At 66.8% G+C, this 17,232-nt stretch carries 16 protein-coding genes, 1 tRNA gene and 1 pseudogene; 8 read left to right on the top strand and 10 right to left on the bottom strand.

Annotated features, from left to right (window positions below; genetic code table 11):
• The first annotated feature begins 78 nt into the window (after window positions 1-78).
• A tRNA-Leu gene (locus WS89_RS28160) sits at window positions 79-163 on the top strand.
• Between the two features lie 76 nt (window positions 164-239).
• On the opposite strand, the gene WS89_RS28155 is transcribed toward WS89_RS28160, so the two are convergent.
• Complete coding sequence (locus WS89_RS28155; protein ID WP_059795313.1) at window positions 240-1,112, bottom strand: LysR family transcriptional regulator; 873 nt, start codon at window positions 1,110-1,112, stop codon at window positions 240-242.
• Window positions 1,113-1,251: 139 nt separating this feature from the next.
• On the opposite strand from WS89_RS28155, the gene WS89_RS28150 reads away from it, so the two are divergent.
• The gene (locus WS89_RS28150) at window positions 1,252-2,493 is read left to right on the top strand and encodes an MFS transporter (RefSeq protein WP_059795310.1); all 1,242 of its coding nucleotides are present in this window, start codon (window positions 1,252-1,254) and stop codon (window positions 2,491-2,493) included.
• 181 nt (window positions 2,494-2,674) lie between these two features.
• On the opposite strand, the gene WS89_RS28145 is transcribed toward WS89_RS28150, so the two are convergent.
• A complete protein-coding gene (locus tag WS89_RS28145; protein ID WP_059795308.1) occupies window positions 2,675-3,559 on the bottom strand; it encodes a LysR family transcriptional regulator in 885 nt (294 codons plus the stop codon).
• Between the two features lie 78 nt (window positions 3,560-3,637).
• Between WS89_RS28145 and WS89_RS28140 the strand changes: the two genes are divergently transcribed.
• Entirely contained in the window at window positions 3,638-4,939 is a 1,302-nt protein-coding gene (locus WS89_RS28140; RefSeq protein ID WP_059795305.1) for an aspartate aminotransferase family protein, read from the top strand.
• Window positions 4,940-5,027: 88 nt separating this feature from the next.
• Here the strand turns inward: WS89_RS28140 and WS89_RS28135 are convergent, their stop codons facing one another.
• Entirely contained in the window at window positions 5,028-5,777 is a 750-nt protein-coding gene (locus WS89_RS28135) for an SDR family oxidoreductase (protein ID WP_059795302.1), read from the bottom strand.
• 41 nt (window positions 5,778-5,818) lie between these two features.
• On the opposite strand from WS89_RS28135, the gene WS89_RS28130 reads away from it, so the two are divergent.
• From WS89_RS28130 to WS89_RS28120, 3 genes are all read left to right on the top strand, one after another.
• Window positions 5,819-6,802, top strand: coding sequence for an AraC family transcriptional regulator (locus WS89_RS28130; protein WP_059795300.1), 984 nt, complete (start codon window positions 5,819-5,821; stop codon window positions 6,800-6,802).
• 73 nt (window positions 6,803-6,875) lie between these two features.
• Entirely contained in the window at window positions 6,876-7,733 is an 858-nt protein-coding gene (locus WS89_RS28125) for an AraC family transcriptional regulator (RefSeq protein ID WP_059795297.1), read from the top strand.
• Between the two features lie 44 nt (window positions 7,734-7,777).
• Entirely contained in the window at window positions 7,778-8,185 is a 408-nt protein-coding gene (locus tag WS89_RS28120; protein WP_059795294.1) for a DUF2000 domain-containing protein, read from the top strand.
• Between the two features lie 51 nt (window positions 8,186-8,236).
• Here WS89_RS28120 and WS89_RS28115 read toward each other — a convergent pair whose 3' ends face one another.
• Together WS89_RS28115 and WS89_RS28110 are read right to left on the bottom strand one after the other, a co-directional pair.
• A complete protein-coding gene (locus tag WS89_RS28115) occupies window positions 8,237-8,587 on the bottom strand; it encodes a VOC family protein (RefSeq protein ID WP_059502399.1) in 351 nt (116 codons plus the stop codon).
• Window positions 8,588-8,655: 68 nt separating this feature from the next.
• A pseudogene (locus WS89_RS28110) lies at window positions 8,656-9,567 on the bottom strand (DMT family transporter); the annotation flags it as partial.
• A 151-nt stretch (window positions 9,568-9,718) separates the two neighbouring features.
• On the opposite strand from WS89_RS28110, the gene WS89_RS28105 reads away from it, so the two are divergent.
• On the top strand, window positions 9,719-10,570 hold the full coding sequence (locus WS89_RS28105) for a LysR family transcriptional regulator (protein WP_059795291.1): 852 nt from the start codon (window positions 9,719-9,721) through the stop codon (window positions 10,568-10,570).
• Window positions 10,571-10,662: 92 nt separating this feature from the next.
• On the opposite strand, the gene WS89_RS28100 is transcribed toward WS89_RS28105, so the two are convergent.
• The 5 genes from WS89_RS28100 to WS89_RS28080 form a co-directional block, all read right to left on the bottom strand.
• Window positions 10,663-11,364 carry an ABC transporter ATP-binding protein gene (locus WS89_RS28100; RefSeq protein WP_006484776.1) on the bottom strand — a complete coding sequence of 234 codons (702 nt, stop codon included), beginning with the start codon at window positions 11,362-11,364 and terminating at the stop codon, window positions 10,663-10,665.
• Window positions 11,364-12,137: a high-affinity branched-chain amino acid ABC transporter ATP-binding protein LivG gene (livG, locus tag WS89_RS28095; RefSeq protein ID WP_059502395.1), complete on the bottom strand. Its 774-nt coding sequence runs from the start codon at window positions 12,135-12,137 to the stop codon at window positions 11,364-11,366. Before livG ends, WS89_RS28100 begins: the two co-directional genes overlap by 1 nt.
• Entirely contained in the window at window positions 12,134-13,405 is a 1,272-nt protein-coding gene (locus tag WS89_RS28090; protein ID WP_034204314.1) for a high-affinity branched-chain amino acid ABC transporter permease LivM, read from the bottom strand. The genes livG and WS89_RS28090 overlap by 4 nt, the downstream gene beginning before the upstream one ends.
• An 11-nt stretch (window positions 13,406-13,416) precedes the next feature.
• Window positions 13,417-14,343, bottom strand: coding sequence for a high-affinity branched-chain amino acid ABC transporter permease LivH (livH, locus tag WS89_RS28085; RefSeq protein WP_034204313.1), 927 nt, complete (start codon window positions 14,341-14,343; stop codon window positions 13,417-13,419).
• A 173-nt stretch (window positions 14,344-14,516) separates the two neighbouring features.
• On the bottom strand, window positions 14,517-15,635 hold the full coding sequence (locus WS89_RS28080) for a branched-chain amino acid ABC transporter substrate-binding protein (RefSeq protein WP_034204312.1): 1,119 nt from the start codon (window positions 15,633-15,635) through the stop codon (window positions 14,517-14,519).
• Between the two features lie 810 nt (window positions 15,636-16,445).
• Here WS89_RS28080 and WS89_RS33295 point away from each other — a divergent pair.
• Window positions 16,446-17,069 (top strand): hypothetical protein, encoded by a 624-nt coding sequence (locus WS89_RS33295; RefSeq protein WP_156440622.1) that lies wholly within the window; start codon window positions 16,446-16,448, stop codon window positions 17,067-17,069.
• Window positions 17,070-17,232: the final 163 nt, after the last annotated feature.

The following is a 17,232-nucleotide window of genomic DNA, read 5'->3' as shown; positions in this document are numbered from 1 at the left end:
ATCGCGTGCACGCACACGACCTTGTCACACCCCCTTCACAAACGCGCGATGTGACGTTAGAATTGCGCCCCTTGCAGTGCCGACGTGGTGAAATTGGTAGACACGCTATCTTGAGGGGGTAGTGGCGAAAGCTGTGCGAGTTCGAGTCTCGCCGTCGGCACCAGATGCGCTTCCAGCGCATTCCGAGCATGATCTGAAACCCGCGACAGCATATGGCTTCGCGGGTTTTTTGTTGCCGGCTACGCGAGCAACAGAAAATTGCGCACCACCGCCGACGGCTCGTCGCAGCGCGACGCGATGGCGAGCCTGGCGCGAAACCGGTTACCGGCGAACGGCCGGTACACGACCCCGGGCACCTGCACCTGCGTAATCGCTTTCGGCACGACCGACACGCCGAGCCCGGCCGCCACCAGCGTCACCGCGGACGCGATCTGCGGCGCCGGTTGCCCCATGCGCGGCTCGAACCCGGCGGCCTGGCACGCGGCGACGATGTCGTCGAACAGCGCGGCGCCGGCCGCGCGCGGCACCTGCACGAACGACTCGTCGGCCAGCTCGGCAAGATCGATGCGCCGGCGCGGCGCCAGCCGATGCGCGACGGGCAGCGCGACGAACATCGGCTCCTCGTCCCAGTCGGATACCCGCAGCGCCGCGGCGACGCGACGCTCGGGCCGCACGATCGCGACGTCGAGACGCCCGGCCTCCAGCGCCTCCAGCAGCACGCCCGAGGTCGCTTCCTGCAACGTCAGCTCCGCATCCGGATACGCCTCGCGAAAACGGCGAATCAGATCGGACACTTTCGGATTGAACGCGGCCGTGCCGGTGAAGCCCACCCGCAAATGGCCGGTTTCCCCGCGTGCGGCGCGCCTGGCCGCCCGCGCCGCTCGCTCGGCATCTTCCAGCACGCGGCGCGCCTCCTCCGCGAAGACCTCGCCCGCCAGCGTCAGCTCGGCGCCGCGCGCGGTGCGTTTGAACAGCTCCACGCCGAGTTCGCTCTCGAGCACCTTGATCTGCTGGCTCAACGGCGGCTGGCCGATGCCGAGCGTTTCGGCGGCCTTCGTGAAATTCGACGCGGCCGCGACGGCCAGAAAGTAGCGCAGATGCCGGAGTTCCATGCGTGACGTGACCTCGCGGTGAGTTGGGCTGGCCTGTCAGCCAGTGTTAAAACATATTGCTGCGGTTCATTTCATATATTGGACATATACATGACCGTGCGCAAGAATTCGTGTATTCCGTCGCACATCGAGTGCCCTCATGTCCTCCGCTTCGATTTCCCGATCCATGCCCGGCACGCAACCATCCGCACCCGATGCGCTGCCGGCCGGCGTGTCCCCGCGCTCGGCCGCGTACAAGCGCATCGCGCTCGCGCTTTTCCTCGCCGGCTTTGCCACTTTCTCGCTGCTGTACTGCGTGCAGCCGCTGCTTCCCGCGTTCGCACGCGAGTTCGACGTCGGCGCGGCGTCGAGTTCGCTCTCGCTGTCGCTGTCGACCGGGATGCTCGCGGTGTCGATCCTGTGTGCCGGCGCGCTGTCCGAACGGGTCGGGCGGCGCGGGCTGATGTTCGTGTCGATGACGCTGGCCGCGGTGTTCAACCTGCTCGCCGCGCTGTCGCCGAACTGGCACCTGCTGCTCGTCTGGCGTGCGCTCGAAGGCTTCGCGCTGGGCGGCGTGCCGGCGGTGGCGATGGCCTATCTCGCGGAAGAAATCGCCGCCGACGGGCTCGGCCTCTCGATGGGGCTCTACGTCGGCGGCACCGCGTTCGGCGGCATGATCGGACGGATCGGGATGAGCGCGCTCGAGGAGCACTTCTCGTGGCGAACGGCGATGCTGTCGATCGGCGTCGTCGACCTGCTCGCGGCGCTCGCGTTCGTGATGCTGCTGCCGGCCTCGCGACGCTTCGTGAAGCGCACCGACCTGACGCTGCGTCACCACCTGCGGCTGTGGCACGCGCAACTGCGTCATGCACGCCTGCCGTTCGTGTTCGCGATCGGCTTCCTGATGATGGGCGCGTTCGTGACGATCTACAACTACGCCGGATTCCGGCTCATGGCGGCGCCGTTCAACCTGAGCCCGACCGCATGCGGGCTGATCTTCGGCGCGTACCTGTTCGGGATGGTGTCGTCATCGAGCGCCGGCGCGCTTGCCGATCGTCTCGGGCGGGGGCCGGTCCTGGTCAGCGGCATCGTCGTCTTCGCGGTGGGCCTCGCACTGACGCTGTCGCACTCGCTCGCCGCGATCGTCGTCGGCATCGTGCTCGTGACGATCGGCTTCTTCGTCGCCCATTCGGTCGCGAGCGGCTGGGTCGGCGCGCTCGCAGGCGCCGCGAAAGGGCATGCGGCCTCGCTGTATCTGCTCGCCTACTATGTCGGGTCGAGCGTGCTCGGCTCGGTCGGCGGCGCGTTCTGGCAACGCGGCGCATGGACGAGCGTCGCCGCCTATGTCGCGGTGCTGCTCGTCATCGCAGTGCTGGCGGCGCGGCGCTCGAGCCGCGCGTGATGCGACGCCCGACGACAATCGCGGTATCGTCGGCGGCCCGAACCGACCGGTGAATATCAGGAAACCGAACTGAAGCTGTCGGGCATGCAGGCGGCGATCCGCGTACGCGATGCGACGGCGGAGATGCCCGGCTCCAGGCAGGTGTCGGCCTCGTCGATGGTCGACTGATTCGCGTCGCCCGTCACAGCAACGGCAGCGTTTGCCGGATATGGTCGGCGAATGCTGCCGTCAGGTGCGACGGCCGCTTCCGGTCGAACCTCAGCGTGATGCCCACGGCCGGCAACGGCGGCAAATGCGGATCGCCGTTGACGATCGCGAGGTCGGCCGGCACCGCCGTCTGCGTCATCACCGCGAACGCCTGCCCCGAGCGCACGAGCGCGATCAGCCCGGCGAGGCTGCTGCTCGCGTACGCGACGCGATAGTCGCGGCCGGCGCGGCTCAACGCGTCGCAGGCCGCGAGATGATCGAGCGTGTCGCGGTCGGACAGCGCGAGCGGCAGCGGATCGAAATGCGCGGGTTCGAGCCCCGGATAGCCGATCCAGACCAGTTGCTCGCGGCGAACGATGTCGTCGGTCGTGCCGTCGTCCGGCACGGAAATCATCGCCAGATCGATCGCACGCTTCTCCAGGTGTTCGACGAGCCGCGGCGTGGGCGCGCAGACGACTTCGACGATCGCCTGCGGATGCTGGCTCGAAAACTGCCGCAGCAGCGACGGCAGCCACACCTCGGCGTAATCGTCCGGGCAGCCGAACCGGATGGTCCCAGACAACCCCGTGCCGCACAGGTCGGCCATCGCCTCGTCGTGCAGCCGCAGGATGCGCTGCGCGTGCACGAGCAGCCGTTCGCCCGGATGCGTCAGCACCACGCCGCGGCCGGTGCGCTGGAACAGCGGCTGATCGACGGCCGCTTCGAGCCGCTTCATCTGCTGGCTGAGCGCGGATTGCGTGCGGCCGACCCGCGCGGCCGCGCGGCTCAACGCGCGCACCTCGGCGATCGCGACGAACGAGCGCAGCAGGTCGATTTCGAGCGAAAGCGCCAAGGTATTAGCTCCCTTTCTAGCTTGCATTAGAACTATTCGTTTCCATCAAACCAGACGCGCGCCTAGACTGCAAGCGATCCCCGCCCTTTTGCCCGGAGCCGCCCGATGTCCCTGAACGACGACGCAACCTTCTGGCGCAACGCCAGGCAGCACCTGGTCCGCTACGGCGGCACGTTCGAGCCGATGATCGTCGAGCGCGCGAAAGGCAGCTTCGTCTACGACGCCGACGGCCGCGCGATCCTCGATTTCACGTCGGGCCAGATGAGCGCGGTGCTCGGCCACAGCCATCCGGAGATCGTGTCCGTGATCGGCGAATACGCGGGCAAGCTCGACCACCTGTTCAGCGGCATGCTGTCGCGGCCGGTCGTCGATCTCGCGACCCGCTTGGCCGACATCACGCCCGCCGGGCTCGACCGCGCGCTGCTGCTCAGCACCGGCGCGGAATCGAACGAGGCGGCGATCCGGATGGCGAAGCTCGTCACCGGCAAGTACGAGATCGTCGGGTTCGCGCAGTCGTGGCACGGGATGACGGGCGCCGCCGCATCGGCCACGTACAGCGCCGGCCGCAAGGGCGTCGGCCCGGCGTCGGTCGGCTCGTTCGCGATTCCGGCGCCGTTCGCGTACCGGCCGCGCTTCGAGCGCAACGGCGCCTACGACCCGCTCGCCGAACTCGACTACGCGTTCGACCTGATCGATCGCCAGTCGAGCGGCAACCTCGCCGCGTTCATCGCGGAGCCGATCCTCAGTTCGGGCGGGATCATCGAATTGCCGGAAGGCTATATGGCTGCGCTCAAGCGCAAGTGCGAGGAACGCGGCATGCTGCTGATCCTCGACGAAGCGCAAACGGGCGTCGGTCGCACCGGCACGATGTTCGCGTGCCAGCGCGACGGCGTGACGCCCGACATCCTGACGCTATCGAAGACGCTCGGCGCGGGGCTGCCGCTCGCAGCCCTCGTGACGTCCGCGGCCCTCGAGGAACGCGCGCACGAACTCGGCTATCTGTTCTATACGACGCACGTGTCCGACCCGCTGCCGGCAGCCGTCGGCCTGCGCGTGCTCGACGTCGTGCAGCGCGACGGCCTCGTCGCGCGCGCGAACGTGATGGGCGAGCGGCTGCGGCGCGGCCTGCTCGACCTGATGGAACGCTTCGACTGCATCGGCGACGTGCGTGGGCGCGGGCTACTGCTCGGCGTCGAAATCGTCAAGGATCGCCGCACCAAGGAGCCGGCGGACGGGCTCGGCGCGAAGATCACGCGCGCGTGCATGAACCTCGGGCTCAGCATGAACATCGTGCAGTTGCCCGGCATGGGCGGCGTGTTCCGGATCGCGCCGCCGCTGACCGTCAGCGACGACGAGATCGATCTCGGCCTGTCGCTGCTGGAGCAGGCGATTACGCGCGCGCTGTAACGGCACGCGACAGCCCCGTTCCCGCGCGATCCGTCGCGCCGGTTCGACCGACCGGCACGGCGCGCTCATGCTTCGCATTCCGTATCGATCAGCGGGCTTCGGCGGCCCAAGCTTCGGCATCGGTGCCGGCAGGGATACGCATCGGGCTCGACGGATCGGTCGCCGCGCGCCACACGGCTTCGGCAACGTCCTGCGCATGGGTGATCGGCCCCGATGCATCGAGCATCCGCGCCACGGCCTTGCCGACGAAGTCCGCGTACGCTTCGTGCTCGAAGCCATGCATGTTGGCCCGTGCGTTGTCGGCGAAACGCGTGCCGGGCGCGCGGCCCGGCAGCACGAGATGCGTGCGCACGCCGAACGGTGCGAGCTCGACCGCCAGCGATTCGGTGAACGCATTCACGGCCGCCTTGCTTGCGCGATACGCGCTGACCAGCGGCAGCACCTTCAGCGTGACGCTCGACGTGACGTTCACGATCACGCCGGCGCCGCGCGTGCGAAATTGCGGCAGCACGGCCTGCGTCACCGCGATCGTGCCGATCGTGTTGGTGTCGAACAGCGCGCGCACCGTGTCGAGCGGCGTGAGTTCGGCCGGTGCGGCCGCGCCGAAGCCCGCGTTGTTGACGAGCACGTCGATCGGGCCGGCGGCATCGATCGCCGCGTGAATGCTGTCCGCGTTCGTCACGTCGAGCGGCAGCACGCGCAAGCGCTCCGACGGCGGCAGCACGTCCCCGCGCGGCGTGCGCATCGTCGCGACGACCTGCCAGTCGCGCGCCAGGAAATGGCGCGCGATTTCGAGGCCGAAGCCGGAAGAACAGCCGGTGATCAGTACGGTCTTCATGCGAACTCCTGGGATGTGTTGAGCACGTGTCCGTACGATAGATGGCCGCAGCCGTATTCGCTACAATCGAAAATCCGCTTTTCTTTTGCGAGAGTCCGGCGATGATCGACCCGCTGACCGAAGTCGTGACGCTGCTGCAACCGGCTGCGCGGTACTCCAAGTCCGTTCACGGTGCGAGCCCATGGCTCGTGCGTCGCACGGTCGCCGGCGAGCCGTTCTATTGCGTCGTTCTCGACGGCGGTTGCCGGATCGAGATCGACGGGCACGCGCCGATCGAATTGCGGGCCGGCGATTTCGTGCTGATTCCGGCGGCGTACGGCATCGCGACATCGAGCCTCGAACCGCCGCCGCCGGGCGTCGAATCCGCACCGCCGATGGCGCTCGACACCGGCGAATACCGGGTGGGCGATCCCGGCAACCCGGTCGACACGCGCATGATGCTGGGCAACTGCAGCTTCGGTTCGCCCGACGCGGCATTGCTGGTGTCACTCCTGCCGCGATTCGTGCACGTGCGCGGCGATCCGCGGCTGACCACGCTCGTGCAACTGGTGCGCGACGAATCGCGCGCGCAGCGGCCCGCGCGCGAGATCGTGCTGTCGCGGCTGATGGAAGTGCTGCTGATCGAGGCGTTGCGATTCACGGCCGGCACGCACGCATCGCCGGGCCTCGTGCGCGGGCTCGCCGACAGCCGCCTCGCGGCCGCCATCCGCGCCATGCATGCGCGCCCGTCGCATCCGTGGACGATCGTCGAGCTGGCGAAGGAAGCGGCACTGTCGCGCTCGACCTTCTTCGAGCGTTTCAGCCGTGCGGTCGGCGTCGCGCCGATGGAATACCTGCTGACGTGGCGCATGGCGCTCGCGAAAGACCTGCTGCGCCGCAACGAAGGCCGCATCGCCGAGATCGCGGCGCGCGTCGGCTACAGTTCCGCGAGCACCTTCAGCGTCGCGTTCGCGCGGCACGTCGGCCGGCCGCCCGCGCAATACGCGCGCGACGAACAGGCAGAACAGGCGGCGCACGAACCATGAGCCGCACCCGCCTTCCCTGTCCTGCCGCCTGTCACCTCGTTTCGTCACGCCACGACGATGTGCGAGGCGCGCGATGACGACCGACGCAAAGACCGTCGGCACGACCGACCACTGGCTCGTCGCGCGCCGCGATGCGGAAACCGGCATCGAAAGCCTGCACGCCCATTTCAACGGCCATGCGTACGATGCGCACGATCACGACGATATGCTGGTCGGCTTCACCGAACAGGGCGTGCAACGCTTCCAGTGTCGCCGTTCGCTGCATACCAGCGTGCCGGGCCGCGCGATCCTGATCGAGCCGGGCGCGATGCACGACGGCCACGCGCCCGAAGCCGGCGGCTTCACGTACGGGATGCTGTACCTGCCGCAGGCGTGGGTCGAGCGCGCCGCGCGCCGGCTGGACCTGCCGGGCCTCGGCAGCGTCGAAGCCACGTTCTGCCATACGCTCGTCGACGATCGCGGCCTCGTCGACGCGATCCGGAACGCCTTCTTCGCGATCCACGACAACGAAGGCCGGCTTGCGCGCGACCAGACGCTCGACCGCCTGCTGATGCGCCTCGGCAGCCAGCTGGGCAGCCCGCTCGCGCTGGAGAGCAGCGTCGTGCCGCCCGCGATCGCGCGCGTGCGCGACCTGCTGCACGAACACATGGACGGCAACATCGGCCTCGACGAACTCGCGAGCGTCGCCGGCATCGACCGGTTCCGGCTGACGCGGATGTTCCAGCGCGCGTTCGGCACGTCGCCGCACGCGTACCTCGTGCGCTTGCGGCTGCGTGCCGCACGAAAACTACTGGCGGCCGGCCGCACGCCCGCGCAGGCGGCCGTCGACGTCGGCTTCGCCGATCAGAGCCACCTCGGCCGCTGGTTCCGCCGCGCATACCGGATCACGCCGGCCGCGTACCGGCAACTCTGCACAAACGTTCCAGACTGATTGCGCACGATGTCCGATCATCGACGCTCCAACCGGGAGCAAGCATGTTCGATACCAAAGTAGCGCTGATCGTGCGCGACGATCTCGCCGCGTGGCAAAAACTCAACGTGGTCGCGTTTCTCGCGACGGGCGTCGCGGCCGGCGCGCCCCAAGCACTGGGCGAGCCTTACGAGGATGCGGCCGGGCGCCGCTACGGCCGGATGCTCGGCCAGCCGATGCTGGTGTTCGCCGCCGATTTGAACGGATTGCAGGCCGCGCACCGTCAGGCGCTGTCGCGCGAGCTCACGATCGTGCCCTACGTGCGGGCGATGTTTTCGACCGGGCACGATGCGGCCAACCGCGCGGCGTTTCGCGCCGAGGACGCGGAGCATCCCGATCTCGTCGGCCTGGCGTTGCACGGGCCGAAGAAGGCCGTCGACAAGGCGGTGAAGGGGCTGGCGTTGCATGCGTGAACGCCGGCGTGCCCCGCCCGCCGGCCGCCGGCCGCCGCACGCCACCGCCGCTCAGCGATGCGCGAGCACGTTGACGAGCTTGCCGAACGGGTCGCGCACGTAGAAGCGCCGCACACCCCATGGCTCGTCGGCCGGGCCGTATTCGACCGGAATGCCGGCAGCCTGAATGCGCGCGAGCGCTTCGTCGAGGTCATCGACCTCGATCGACAGATCGGGCGTCGGCGTGCCCGACCCGCCCTGCGACGCGAAGCTGATCTGCACGTCCATCTGCTCGGCATTGCCGTAGGTCGCGATCCAGCCGTGGTCCATCAGCAGGTCGAGGCCGAAAATGTGCTGATAGAAGCGCTTGGCGTCGTCGACGGATCGCGTGTCGACGTTGGCGACGATTCGTTTGACTTTCATCGGATTCCTTCACGATTCGGGCAGTCTCGCGAAGCTACACTGGAATCACGCGCGCGACCAGCACGTCGGCGGCCGGGCGTCTTCATGTCCGCGCAGCGCGGCCGTGCGCCGTGCTTGCCGGCCAGCCAGACGCCGAGCGCGACGACGACGATACCGACATAGGTCGTCACCTCGATCCGGTCGCCGAACATCCACGCGGCCCACATCAGCGTCACCGGTGGTTCGAGATAGACGAGCGTCGCCACGCGCGTCGCCGGCATCCGCCTGAGCAGCGCCCACAACGACAGATAAGCGACGAACGTCGAGAACACCGTGAGCCACACGACCGACACCCACACGTTCGGCTGCGTCGGCACGTGCAGGTCGCCCGTGACGATCCCGCCCGCCGCGAACAGCACGAGGCTCACGCAGCCCTGCACGAACAACGGCAGGATCAACCCGTCCTCGTTACTGCGCACGTCGGTCAACGCGCGGCGGCGCTGATAGATCGTCGCGATCGACAAGCCGAACGCGGACACCAGCGGCAGCAGGTACATCACGATCCCGACCGCCCCGGCCGGCAGCGCGTATTGCCCGCCGATCACGATACCCACGCCGACGAACCCGACCACGAGCCCGGCCCACTGGCGCGCTCCGCTGCGTTCGCTGCCGCCGAACGACGCCATCGCCGCCGTGATGAGCGGCTGCAACGCCGCGACGATCGCCGCGATGCCCGGTGGCAGCCCATGCTGGATCGCAACGTACACGCAGGCCAGATAGAGAAACTGCGACAGGAAGCCGATCACCGCGTGATAGCGGATTTTTTCGAGCGTCAGACGCCCGATCCGCCGATTGACGACGATCGCGACGCACAGCGTGACGAGCAGGAACCGCCAGAACAGCAGGTTGAACGCGCCGGCCGTCTCCGCGCCGAGCTTGGCGCCGATGAATCCGGAACTCCACGACAAGACGAAAACGAGTTGAAGCAGGAATAGCTGCATGGAGCGACGATTCTCGGAAGGTGGCAGGAGACCGGCGCGGGTCGCAGGTCCGCCGGGCGAATCGGTTCGAGCCGTTGACCCGAGAATATGGGTTGCTCAATAATTCCGTCAATCGACATTATCTGAATCATCGATTCGGAAAAACCAAATCATGCCACGTACCTTGGACGTCGACCTGCTGCGTACCTTCCACGCCGTCGCGAAGCTTGGCCGCTTCAAGGATGCGGCCGTTCATGTGAACCGCAGCCCGTCGTCCGTCACCGCGCAGATTCAGAAGCTGGAGGAGATGGTCGCGCAGCGGCTATTCACGCGGAACAACCAGGCGGTCGAACTTACGCAGTTCGGCCACAAGCTGCTGAGCGACACCACCGAGTTTCTGCTGAGCCACGACCGGCTCGTCGAATCGCTGTCGCCGCAGATGCTGACCGGCAAGCTGCGGCTCGGCATCCCCGATTCCTACGCGGCGCACTTCATGGCGGAATTCCTGCCGCGCTTCGCCGCCGACCGGCCGCTGCTCGAACTGACGGTCGAAGCGCGCTCCAGCGACGAGTTGCAGCAGCTGTTCGCGCGCGGCCAGCTCGACATCACGATCGCCGTGGTACCGAAAGCGCCGCCGCACGCCGAGCTGCTCGGCAAGACCCATCCGGTGTGGGTAGCGGCGCGCACGTTCAAGTTCAATCCCGACACACCGCTGCCGATCGCGGTGCAACTGCCGGGCTGCCCGTACCGCGACACCGCATTGCGTGCGCTGAAGAAGGCGAAGATCGCGCACCGGATGCTGCTCGAAAGCGCCAGTTCGCCGGCGGTGGAAGCGTGCATCGCGAACGGCCTCGCGGTCGGCCTGATCGAGCATGAGCGCGTGTCGGGCAACCTGACGAGCCACATCGCCGGAATCGCGCTGCCCGATCTGCCGCCGCACCTCGTCACGGTGCTGACGGACGACAGCAATCGCGCCGCGCTGCATCTGCGCGACGTGCTGAAAAGCACGTTCAGGATCGGATAGGGAAGACAAGGCCGGGAACCGGCCTTGCAAACGAACGCGAACAGTCCCGCAAAACTGCTGCCGGCCCGTTGCAGGCCGGCGGCTTTCTCTCGTCAACCGCCGAGATACGCCTGCTTGATCCGGTCGTTCGCGAGCAGGTTCGCGCCCGTGTCAGCCAGCACCACGCGCCCCGTTTCGAGCACGTAGCCGCGATCGGCCACGCCGAGCGCCTTGTTCGCGTTCTGCTCGACCAGGAAGACCGTGACGCCTTCGTCGCGGATCGTCCGGATGATGTCGAAGATCTGCGCGATCACGAGCGGCGCGAGGCCAAGCGTCGGCTCGTCGAGCAGCAGCAAACGCGGCTTGCTCATCAGCGCGCGGCCGATCGCCAGCATCTGCTGCTCGCCGCCCGACATCGTGCCGGCCCGCTGCGCCGCGCGTTCCTTCAGGCGCGGAAACAGCTTGAACACGTGCTCGATGCCGTCGTCGATCTCGTGGCGACTCGCGAAGAAGCCGCCCATCTTCAGGTTCTCGAGCACCGTCAGGCTCGGGAACACGCGCCGCCCTTCCGGCGAGATCGCCATCCCCTGCCGCATGATCTGGTGCGTCGACATCGCGGTGATGTCATTGCCTTCGAACAGCACGCGGCCCGACGATGCGCGCGGCGTGCCGCATACCGTCATCATCAGCGTCGTCTTGCCGGCGCCGTTGCTGCCGATCAGCGTGACGATCTCGCCCTTGTTCACCTCGATCGACACGCCCGCGAGCGCCTCGACCGCGCCGTAGTGCGTATGGACCTGTTCCAGCTTCAGCATCACTCTTCCCCCAGGTACGCCTTGATCACGCGCGGGTCGTTGCGGACCGCTTCCGGCGTGCCGATCACGATCGGCCGGCCGTGCTCCATCACGAGGATGCGGTCGGACACGCCCATCACGAGGCTCATGTCGTGTTCGATCAGCAGCACCGATACGCCGAACTCGCGGCGCAGCTTGTCGATCAGATGCTGCAGCTCGATCTTTTCCTGCGGGTTGAGGCCGGCCGCCGGCTCGTCGAGCATCAGCAGGCGCGGCTCGGTGATCATGCAGCGCGCGATCTCCAGACGCCGCTGGTGCCCGTACGACAGCGTGCCCGCCGGCCGGTTGGCGACCGACGTCAGCCCCATCCGGTCGAGCCACACGGCCGCACGTTCGAGCGCTTCCTTCTCGGCGTGACGATACGCGGGCGTCGCGAACAGGCCGTGCAGCAGCCCCGCCTTCACCTTGCGATGCTGCGCGACGAGCAGGTTCTCGACGACGGTCAGCGACTTGAACAGGCGGATGTTCTGGAACGTCCGCACGAGGCCCTTCAACGCGATCTTGTGGCTCGGCAGCCCGGCGATCGCGTGGCCGTCGAGCACGACGTCGCCGCCGGTCGGCTTGTAGAAGCCGCCGACGCAGTTGAACACCGTGGTTTTGCCCGCGCCGTTCGGCCCGATGATCGCGAACACCTCGTCGCGGCGCACGTCGAAATCGATGCCGTCCACCGCGAGCAACCCGCCGAAGCGCATCTGCAGCCCGGCGACCTTCAACAGTTCTGCATTCACGCTCATTGCGGCAGCTCCACGTGGGGACGGCTCGCGGGCAGCAGGCCCTGCGGACGCCACATCATCATCAACACCATCACCAGGCCGAAGATCAGCATCCGGTACTCGGCGAACCCGCGCGCGACTTCCGGCAGCACGGTCAGCAGGATCGCCGCGAGAATCACGCCGAGCTGCGAGCCCATCCCGCCGAGCACGACGATCGCGAGGATCAGCGCCGATTCGATGAAGGTGAACGATTCAGGATTCACGAGGCCCTGACGCGCCGCGAAGAACGCGCCGCCGATCCCCGCGAACGCCGCGCCGAGCGTGAACGCCGACAGCTTGATGCGCGTCGGGTTGAGACCCAGCGAACGGCATGCGATCTCGTCGTCGCGCAGCGCTTCCCACGCGCGCCCCATCGGCATGCGGATCAGGCGGCTCGTCACGAACAGCGTGAAGCCCACCAGCAGCAGCGCGATCAGGTACAGGAAGATCACCATGTGCTCGCCGCTGTATTCCAGCCCGATCAGTTCATGGAAGGTCTTCGCACCTTCGACGCTCGCCGAGCGCGCCATCTCGAAGCCGAACACCGTCGGCTTCGGAATGCTCGAGATGCCGTCCGGGCCGCCGGTGAGGCTCGTCAGGTTGTTCGCGAGCAGGCGAATGATTTCGCCGAAGCCGAGCGTGACGATCGCGAGATAGTCGCCGCGCAGGCGCAGCACCGGGAAGCCGAGCAGGAAGCCGAACGTCGCCGCGGCGATCGCCGCGATCGGCAGACACTCCCAGAACGACAGCCCGAAATACTGGTTCAGCATCGCGTACGTATAGCCGCCGACCGCATAGAACCCGACATAGCCGAGATCGAGCAGCCCCGCGAAACCGACCACGATGTTCAGCCCGAGGCCGAGAATCACGTAGATCAGCGCGAGCGTCGCGACGTCCACCGCGCCGCGCGAGCCGAAGAACGGCCACACGAGCCCCACCGCGAGCAGCACCCAGATGATCGCGCGCTGCTGCCGCGCGCCCATCGCAGGCGCCGCCGGCAGCTTCACGGCCGCTTTCGCGCGCATCAGCCACGGCTTGAACAACTGGAACAGGAATACCGCCGCAACGGCGATCCACACCGGGCGCCAGTGCGGCGTCAGCACGACCTGGTAGCCGTCGAGCTTCAGTTGCAGCCCGAGCACCGGAATCGTGAGGATCGCCGTCAGGATCGCGGCAGCCACCGCATTCTTCAACGCCTGGCCGATCGAAGCATCGGCAGCCGGGCGGCGAACGGAAATGACTTGACTCATCTGCGTCTCCCTCAAACCTTTTCGATGTCCGACTTGCCGAGCAGGCCGGTCGGGCGGAAGAGCAGGATCAGCACGAGCAGGCCGAACGCAACCACGTCCTTGTACTCGGCCGGCATGTAGCCCGCGGCGAAGGTTTCGGCCAGGCCCAGCAGCACGCCGCCGAGCATCGCGCCGGGGATGCTGCCGATCCCGCCGAGCACCGCGGCGGTGAACGCCTTGATGCCCGCGACGAAGCCGATATACGGATTCAGCTTGCCGATCGTCAGCCCGATCAGCACGCCGCCGACGGCCGCCAGCATCGCGCCGAGCACGAACGTGAACGAGATCACACGGTTCGTGTCGATGCCGAGCAGGTTCGCCATCTTCATGTCCTCGGCGCACGCACGGCACGCACGGCCCATCCGCGAATGCGAGATGAACAGCGTGAGCGCGATCATCAGCACGAGCGTCACGCAGACGATCAACAGACGCGCATACGGGATCGTCACGTCGTAGTCGCCGCCGAGATGGATGTCGAACGCGCCGGAGATCAGCACCGGCACGGACACGTCGCGCGCGCCCTGGCCGATCTGCACGTAGTTCTGCAGAAAGATCGACATGCCGATCGCCGAGATCAGCGGCACGAGCCGCGGGCCGCCGCGCAGCGGCCGATACGCGACGCGCTCGACCGCGAAGCCGTACAGGCCCGTGACGATCACCGACACGATCAGCGCGGCGCCGAGCACGAGCGGCAACGGATAGCCGGCGGAGATGCCGATGGCCGTCAGGGTCACGAGGCCCACGTACGCGCCGATCATGTAGATCTCGCCGTGGGCGAAGTTGATCATGCCGATGATGCCGTAGACCATCGAATAGCCGATGGCGATCAACGCATAGATCGCACCCAGCGTCAGGCCGTTGACCAGTTGCTGGGCGAATTGAGGAAAGAAGTCAGTCATGTGCGGGAAGCTCCCGTTGGCGCTGTGTCGCATGCCTGCGCCGGATCACGGCGGTCGGCCGCGCGCAACGCACGGTGTCGTCTCGGGCCGCCCGTTGGCCGCGGAACGGCCAAATGCGCACGCGCTCCGCCCGGGTGACGGGCAGAGCGCGTGTGCGGGGCGGGTACTCCGTATTACTTGGCGGCGGTCTTCGTCGCGTCCTTGTGCCACGTGTAGACGACGAACTTGAACGCCTTCAGGTCGCCCTGTGCGTCATACGCGACCTTGCCGATCGGCGTGTCGAACGTCGTCTTGTGCATGTACGCGGCGACCTTGGTCGGATCCGTCGTCTTCGCACCCGCGATCGCGTCGGCGATGATCTTCACCGCGGCGTACGACGGCATCTGGAACGGGCCGTTCGGATCGCGCTTCTTGTCCGCGAACGCCTTCACGAGCGCCGCGTTGGCCGGATCGGCCGAGAAGTCGGCCGGCAGCGTGACCAGCATGCCTTCCGAAGCCGGGCCGGCAATCGCCGTCACGTCCTTGTTGCCCACACCTTCAGGCCCCATGAACGTCGCCTTCACGCCCTGCTCGCGCGCCTGGCGCATCAACAGGCCCATTTCCGGGTGGTAGCCGCCGAAGTAGACGAAATCGACGCCTTGCGACTTCAGCTTCGTGATGATCGCCGAGTAGTCCGAATCGCCGGCGTTGATGCCTTCGAACAGCACGACCGGGATCTTCGCGGCTTCGAGGTCCTTCTTCACCGACGACGCGATGCCCTGGCCGTACGACTGCTTGTCGTGCAGGACCGCGACCTTCTTCGGCTTCACGTTGTTGATGATGTAGTGCGCGGCGGCCGGGCCTTGCTGGTCGTCGCGGCCGATCGTGCGGAAGATGAAGTGGCGCTTCTTGCCTTCGGTCAGCTGCGGCGCGGTGGCCGACGGCGTGACCATCACGATGCCTTCGTTCTCGTAGATGTCCGACGCGGGAATCGTCGAACCCGAGCACACGTGGCCGATCACGTACTTGATCTTCTGGCTGACGATCTTGTTGGCGACGGCGACGGCCTGCTTCGGTTCGCACGCGTCGTCCATCAGCACGACTTCGAACTTGTTGCCGCCCGCACCGCCTGCCGCGTTGATCTGTTCGATCGCGGTCAGCGCGCCGGCCTTCACCATGTCGCCGTATTGGGCGACCGAGCCGCTCATCGGACCAGCGATGGCGATCTTCACGGTTTCCGCTTGCGCGGCGGCGGCGCCCGCGGCGAACAGCACGGCGGCGACGGAAATGGACGTAAGACGGGACAGCGTCATCTGGGAGCTCCTCGATGTTGTTTAGTCATACGGGCAAAGGCGGCATGACTTGCGCAATCGAACAGCACCCGGGGCGAGGACATGGGACACGCCCGAGACACATAGAAGACGGAACTCCGGCGGAATGTTGCGTAGCGGGGCCCGGCTCTTGCAGTCCCCGAAGGGGACGTCTGGTTCGGAAAGACATCGTGATGCGTCTTGCATTGCGCAAGCGTTTCGCCTGCCCCGCTTGCCAAATCGCTGGCTCGGAGGGATGGTCCGACAGCTGTTGGCAAGGCAGCCGAAATTATATGGGCGTTTTTCAATCGTCTGTCAAAAATGCCTGTCGATTGAGGGAAAACACGTACGTTTTTGAGATGGGTGGGTGGCGATGGGAGCGCAACCTCGGCGAGGCGGGAACGTTTGCTTCGAGTGCAATCGGGTTGCTATTCGGCACGGGGATCGGGGCGGATTCCTTGCTGGGCGGGGTGTTCGGCGATGGGGAGGTCGCGCCGGCGCATTTTTCGAGCTACCGACGGCCCGGATGTTGGAAATCAATCGACTGATGATTGTGAGCGTGCGCACCAGGACGGGGCGCTACGCGAGGCGGGAAAAATTTCCGTTTAGCGGAAAAACCAAACATATTGAAAGCTTTTTGATATATCCGTGAAATAATGCGAACTCGCTTCCGCAATCCAGCCAGCCTTCGTGCAAGTCGCGCCCGCCGCGCGTCGCAATCGCCTCAGGGCCGCGTCGACACCCGCTCGTCGCCCCGTCGCCAGCCAGTGATCTGCCGTTTTGTTCAATGCACATCACCTGCTTTGGATCGCCATGAATTGCCCTTTCCGCCTGTGTTCCGCCGCCGCGATCGCGTGCGCGCTCTCTGTTTCGACTTCCCATGCTTCGGAACGCGATACGCTGACCGATCGATCGGCCGGTGCCAATGTGTTCCGCTCGGAGCGGCGTGCGACTGCTCGGGATGACGGACATGCTGCGCGGATGAGCCGTCGACGCGTGCAGTTCGCCGCCCCCACCGAACGTAGCCCGTTCGATACACCGGATACGCGGCCGTTGCGGGTGACAAGCGATGCGCTCGTGGCATCGCCGCCTTCTTTTAAACACGAACCCGATTTTCTCTCGGCTCCGAACCGCGTCGCGCTTGGCGCGGGCGGGAGCGACAGTTTGGGTCGCGCAGTGCCCGGGTATGAGCAGCGCGAGCAGCACTGGAACGAATACCTGCGCGCGACCGGCTCTCGATCAGTTGGAAGTGCGGGTGCGCATGCGCCCCAGCGGCCGTACGATGCGCCTCGCGGTCCGCACGGCGCGCCGAATCCGTTCGATCCGTCGGTGCCGCAACCGGAGACGCGGACGTTCTACGACAACGGATCGGGGACGAAATGCACGGCTACCGGCGGTGCGGGGACGTCGCGGTCGTCTTGCGATATTGTTTGGTGATGCGGGGTTTTGGGTGGCTGGAGTTACGGCTGCTCTACCCTGTCCGGCGCGCTGCGGACGTCGCGCAGCGCGGCCGCCCCGGGCGCCCCCCCGGCCGCTCAAACCCTTATCAATTTGAGAGTCGCTAGTCTCGCACGTAGCGAGGCCGAGGGGATCGAACTCG

It is taken from the genome of Burkholderia sp. MSMB1072, from assembly GCF_001524725.1.
Classification (GTDB): Bacteria; Pseudomonadota; Gammaproteobacteria; order Burkholderiales; family Burkholderiaceae; genus Burkholderia.
Note: the sequence above shows the minus strand (reverse complement) of the source record. Positions and strands in the feature narration are given on the sequence as shown.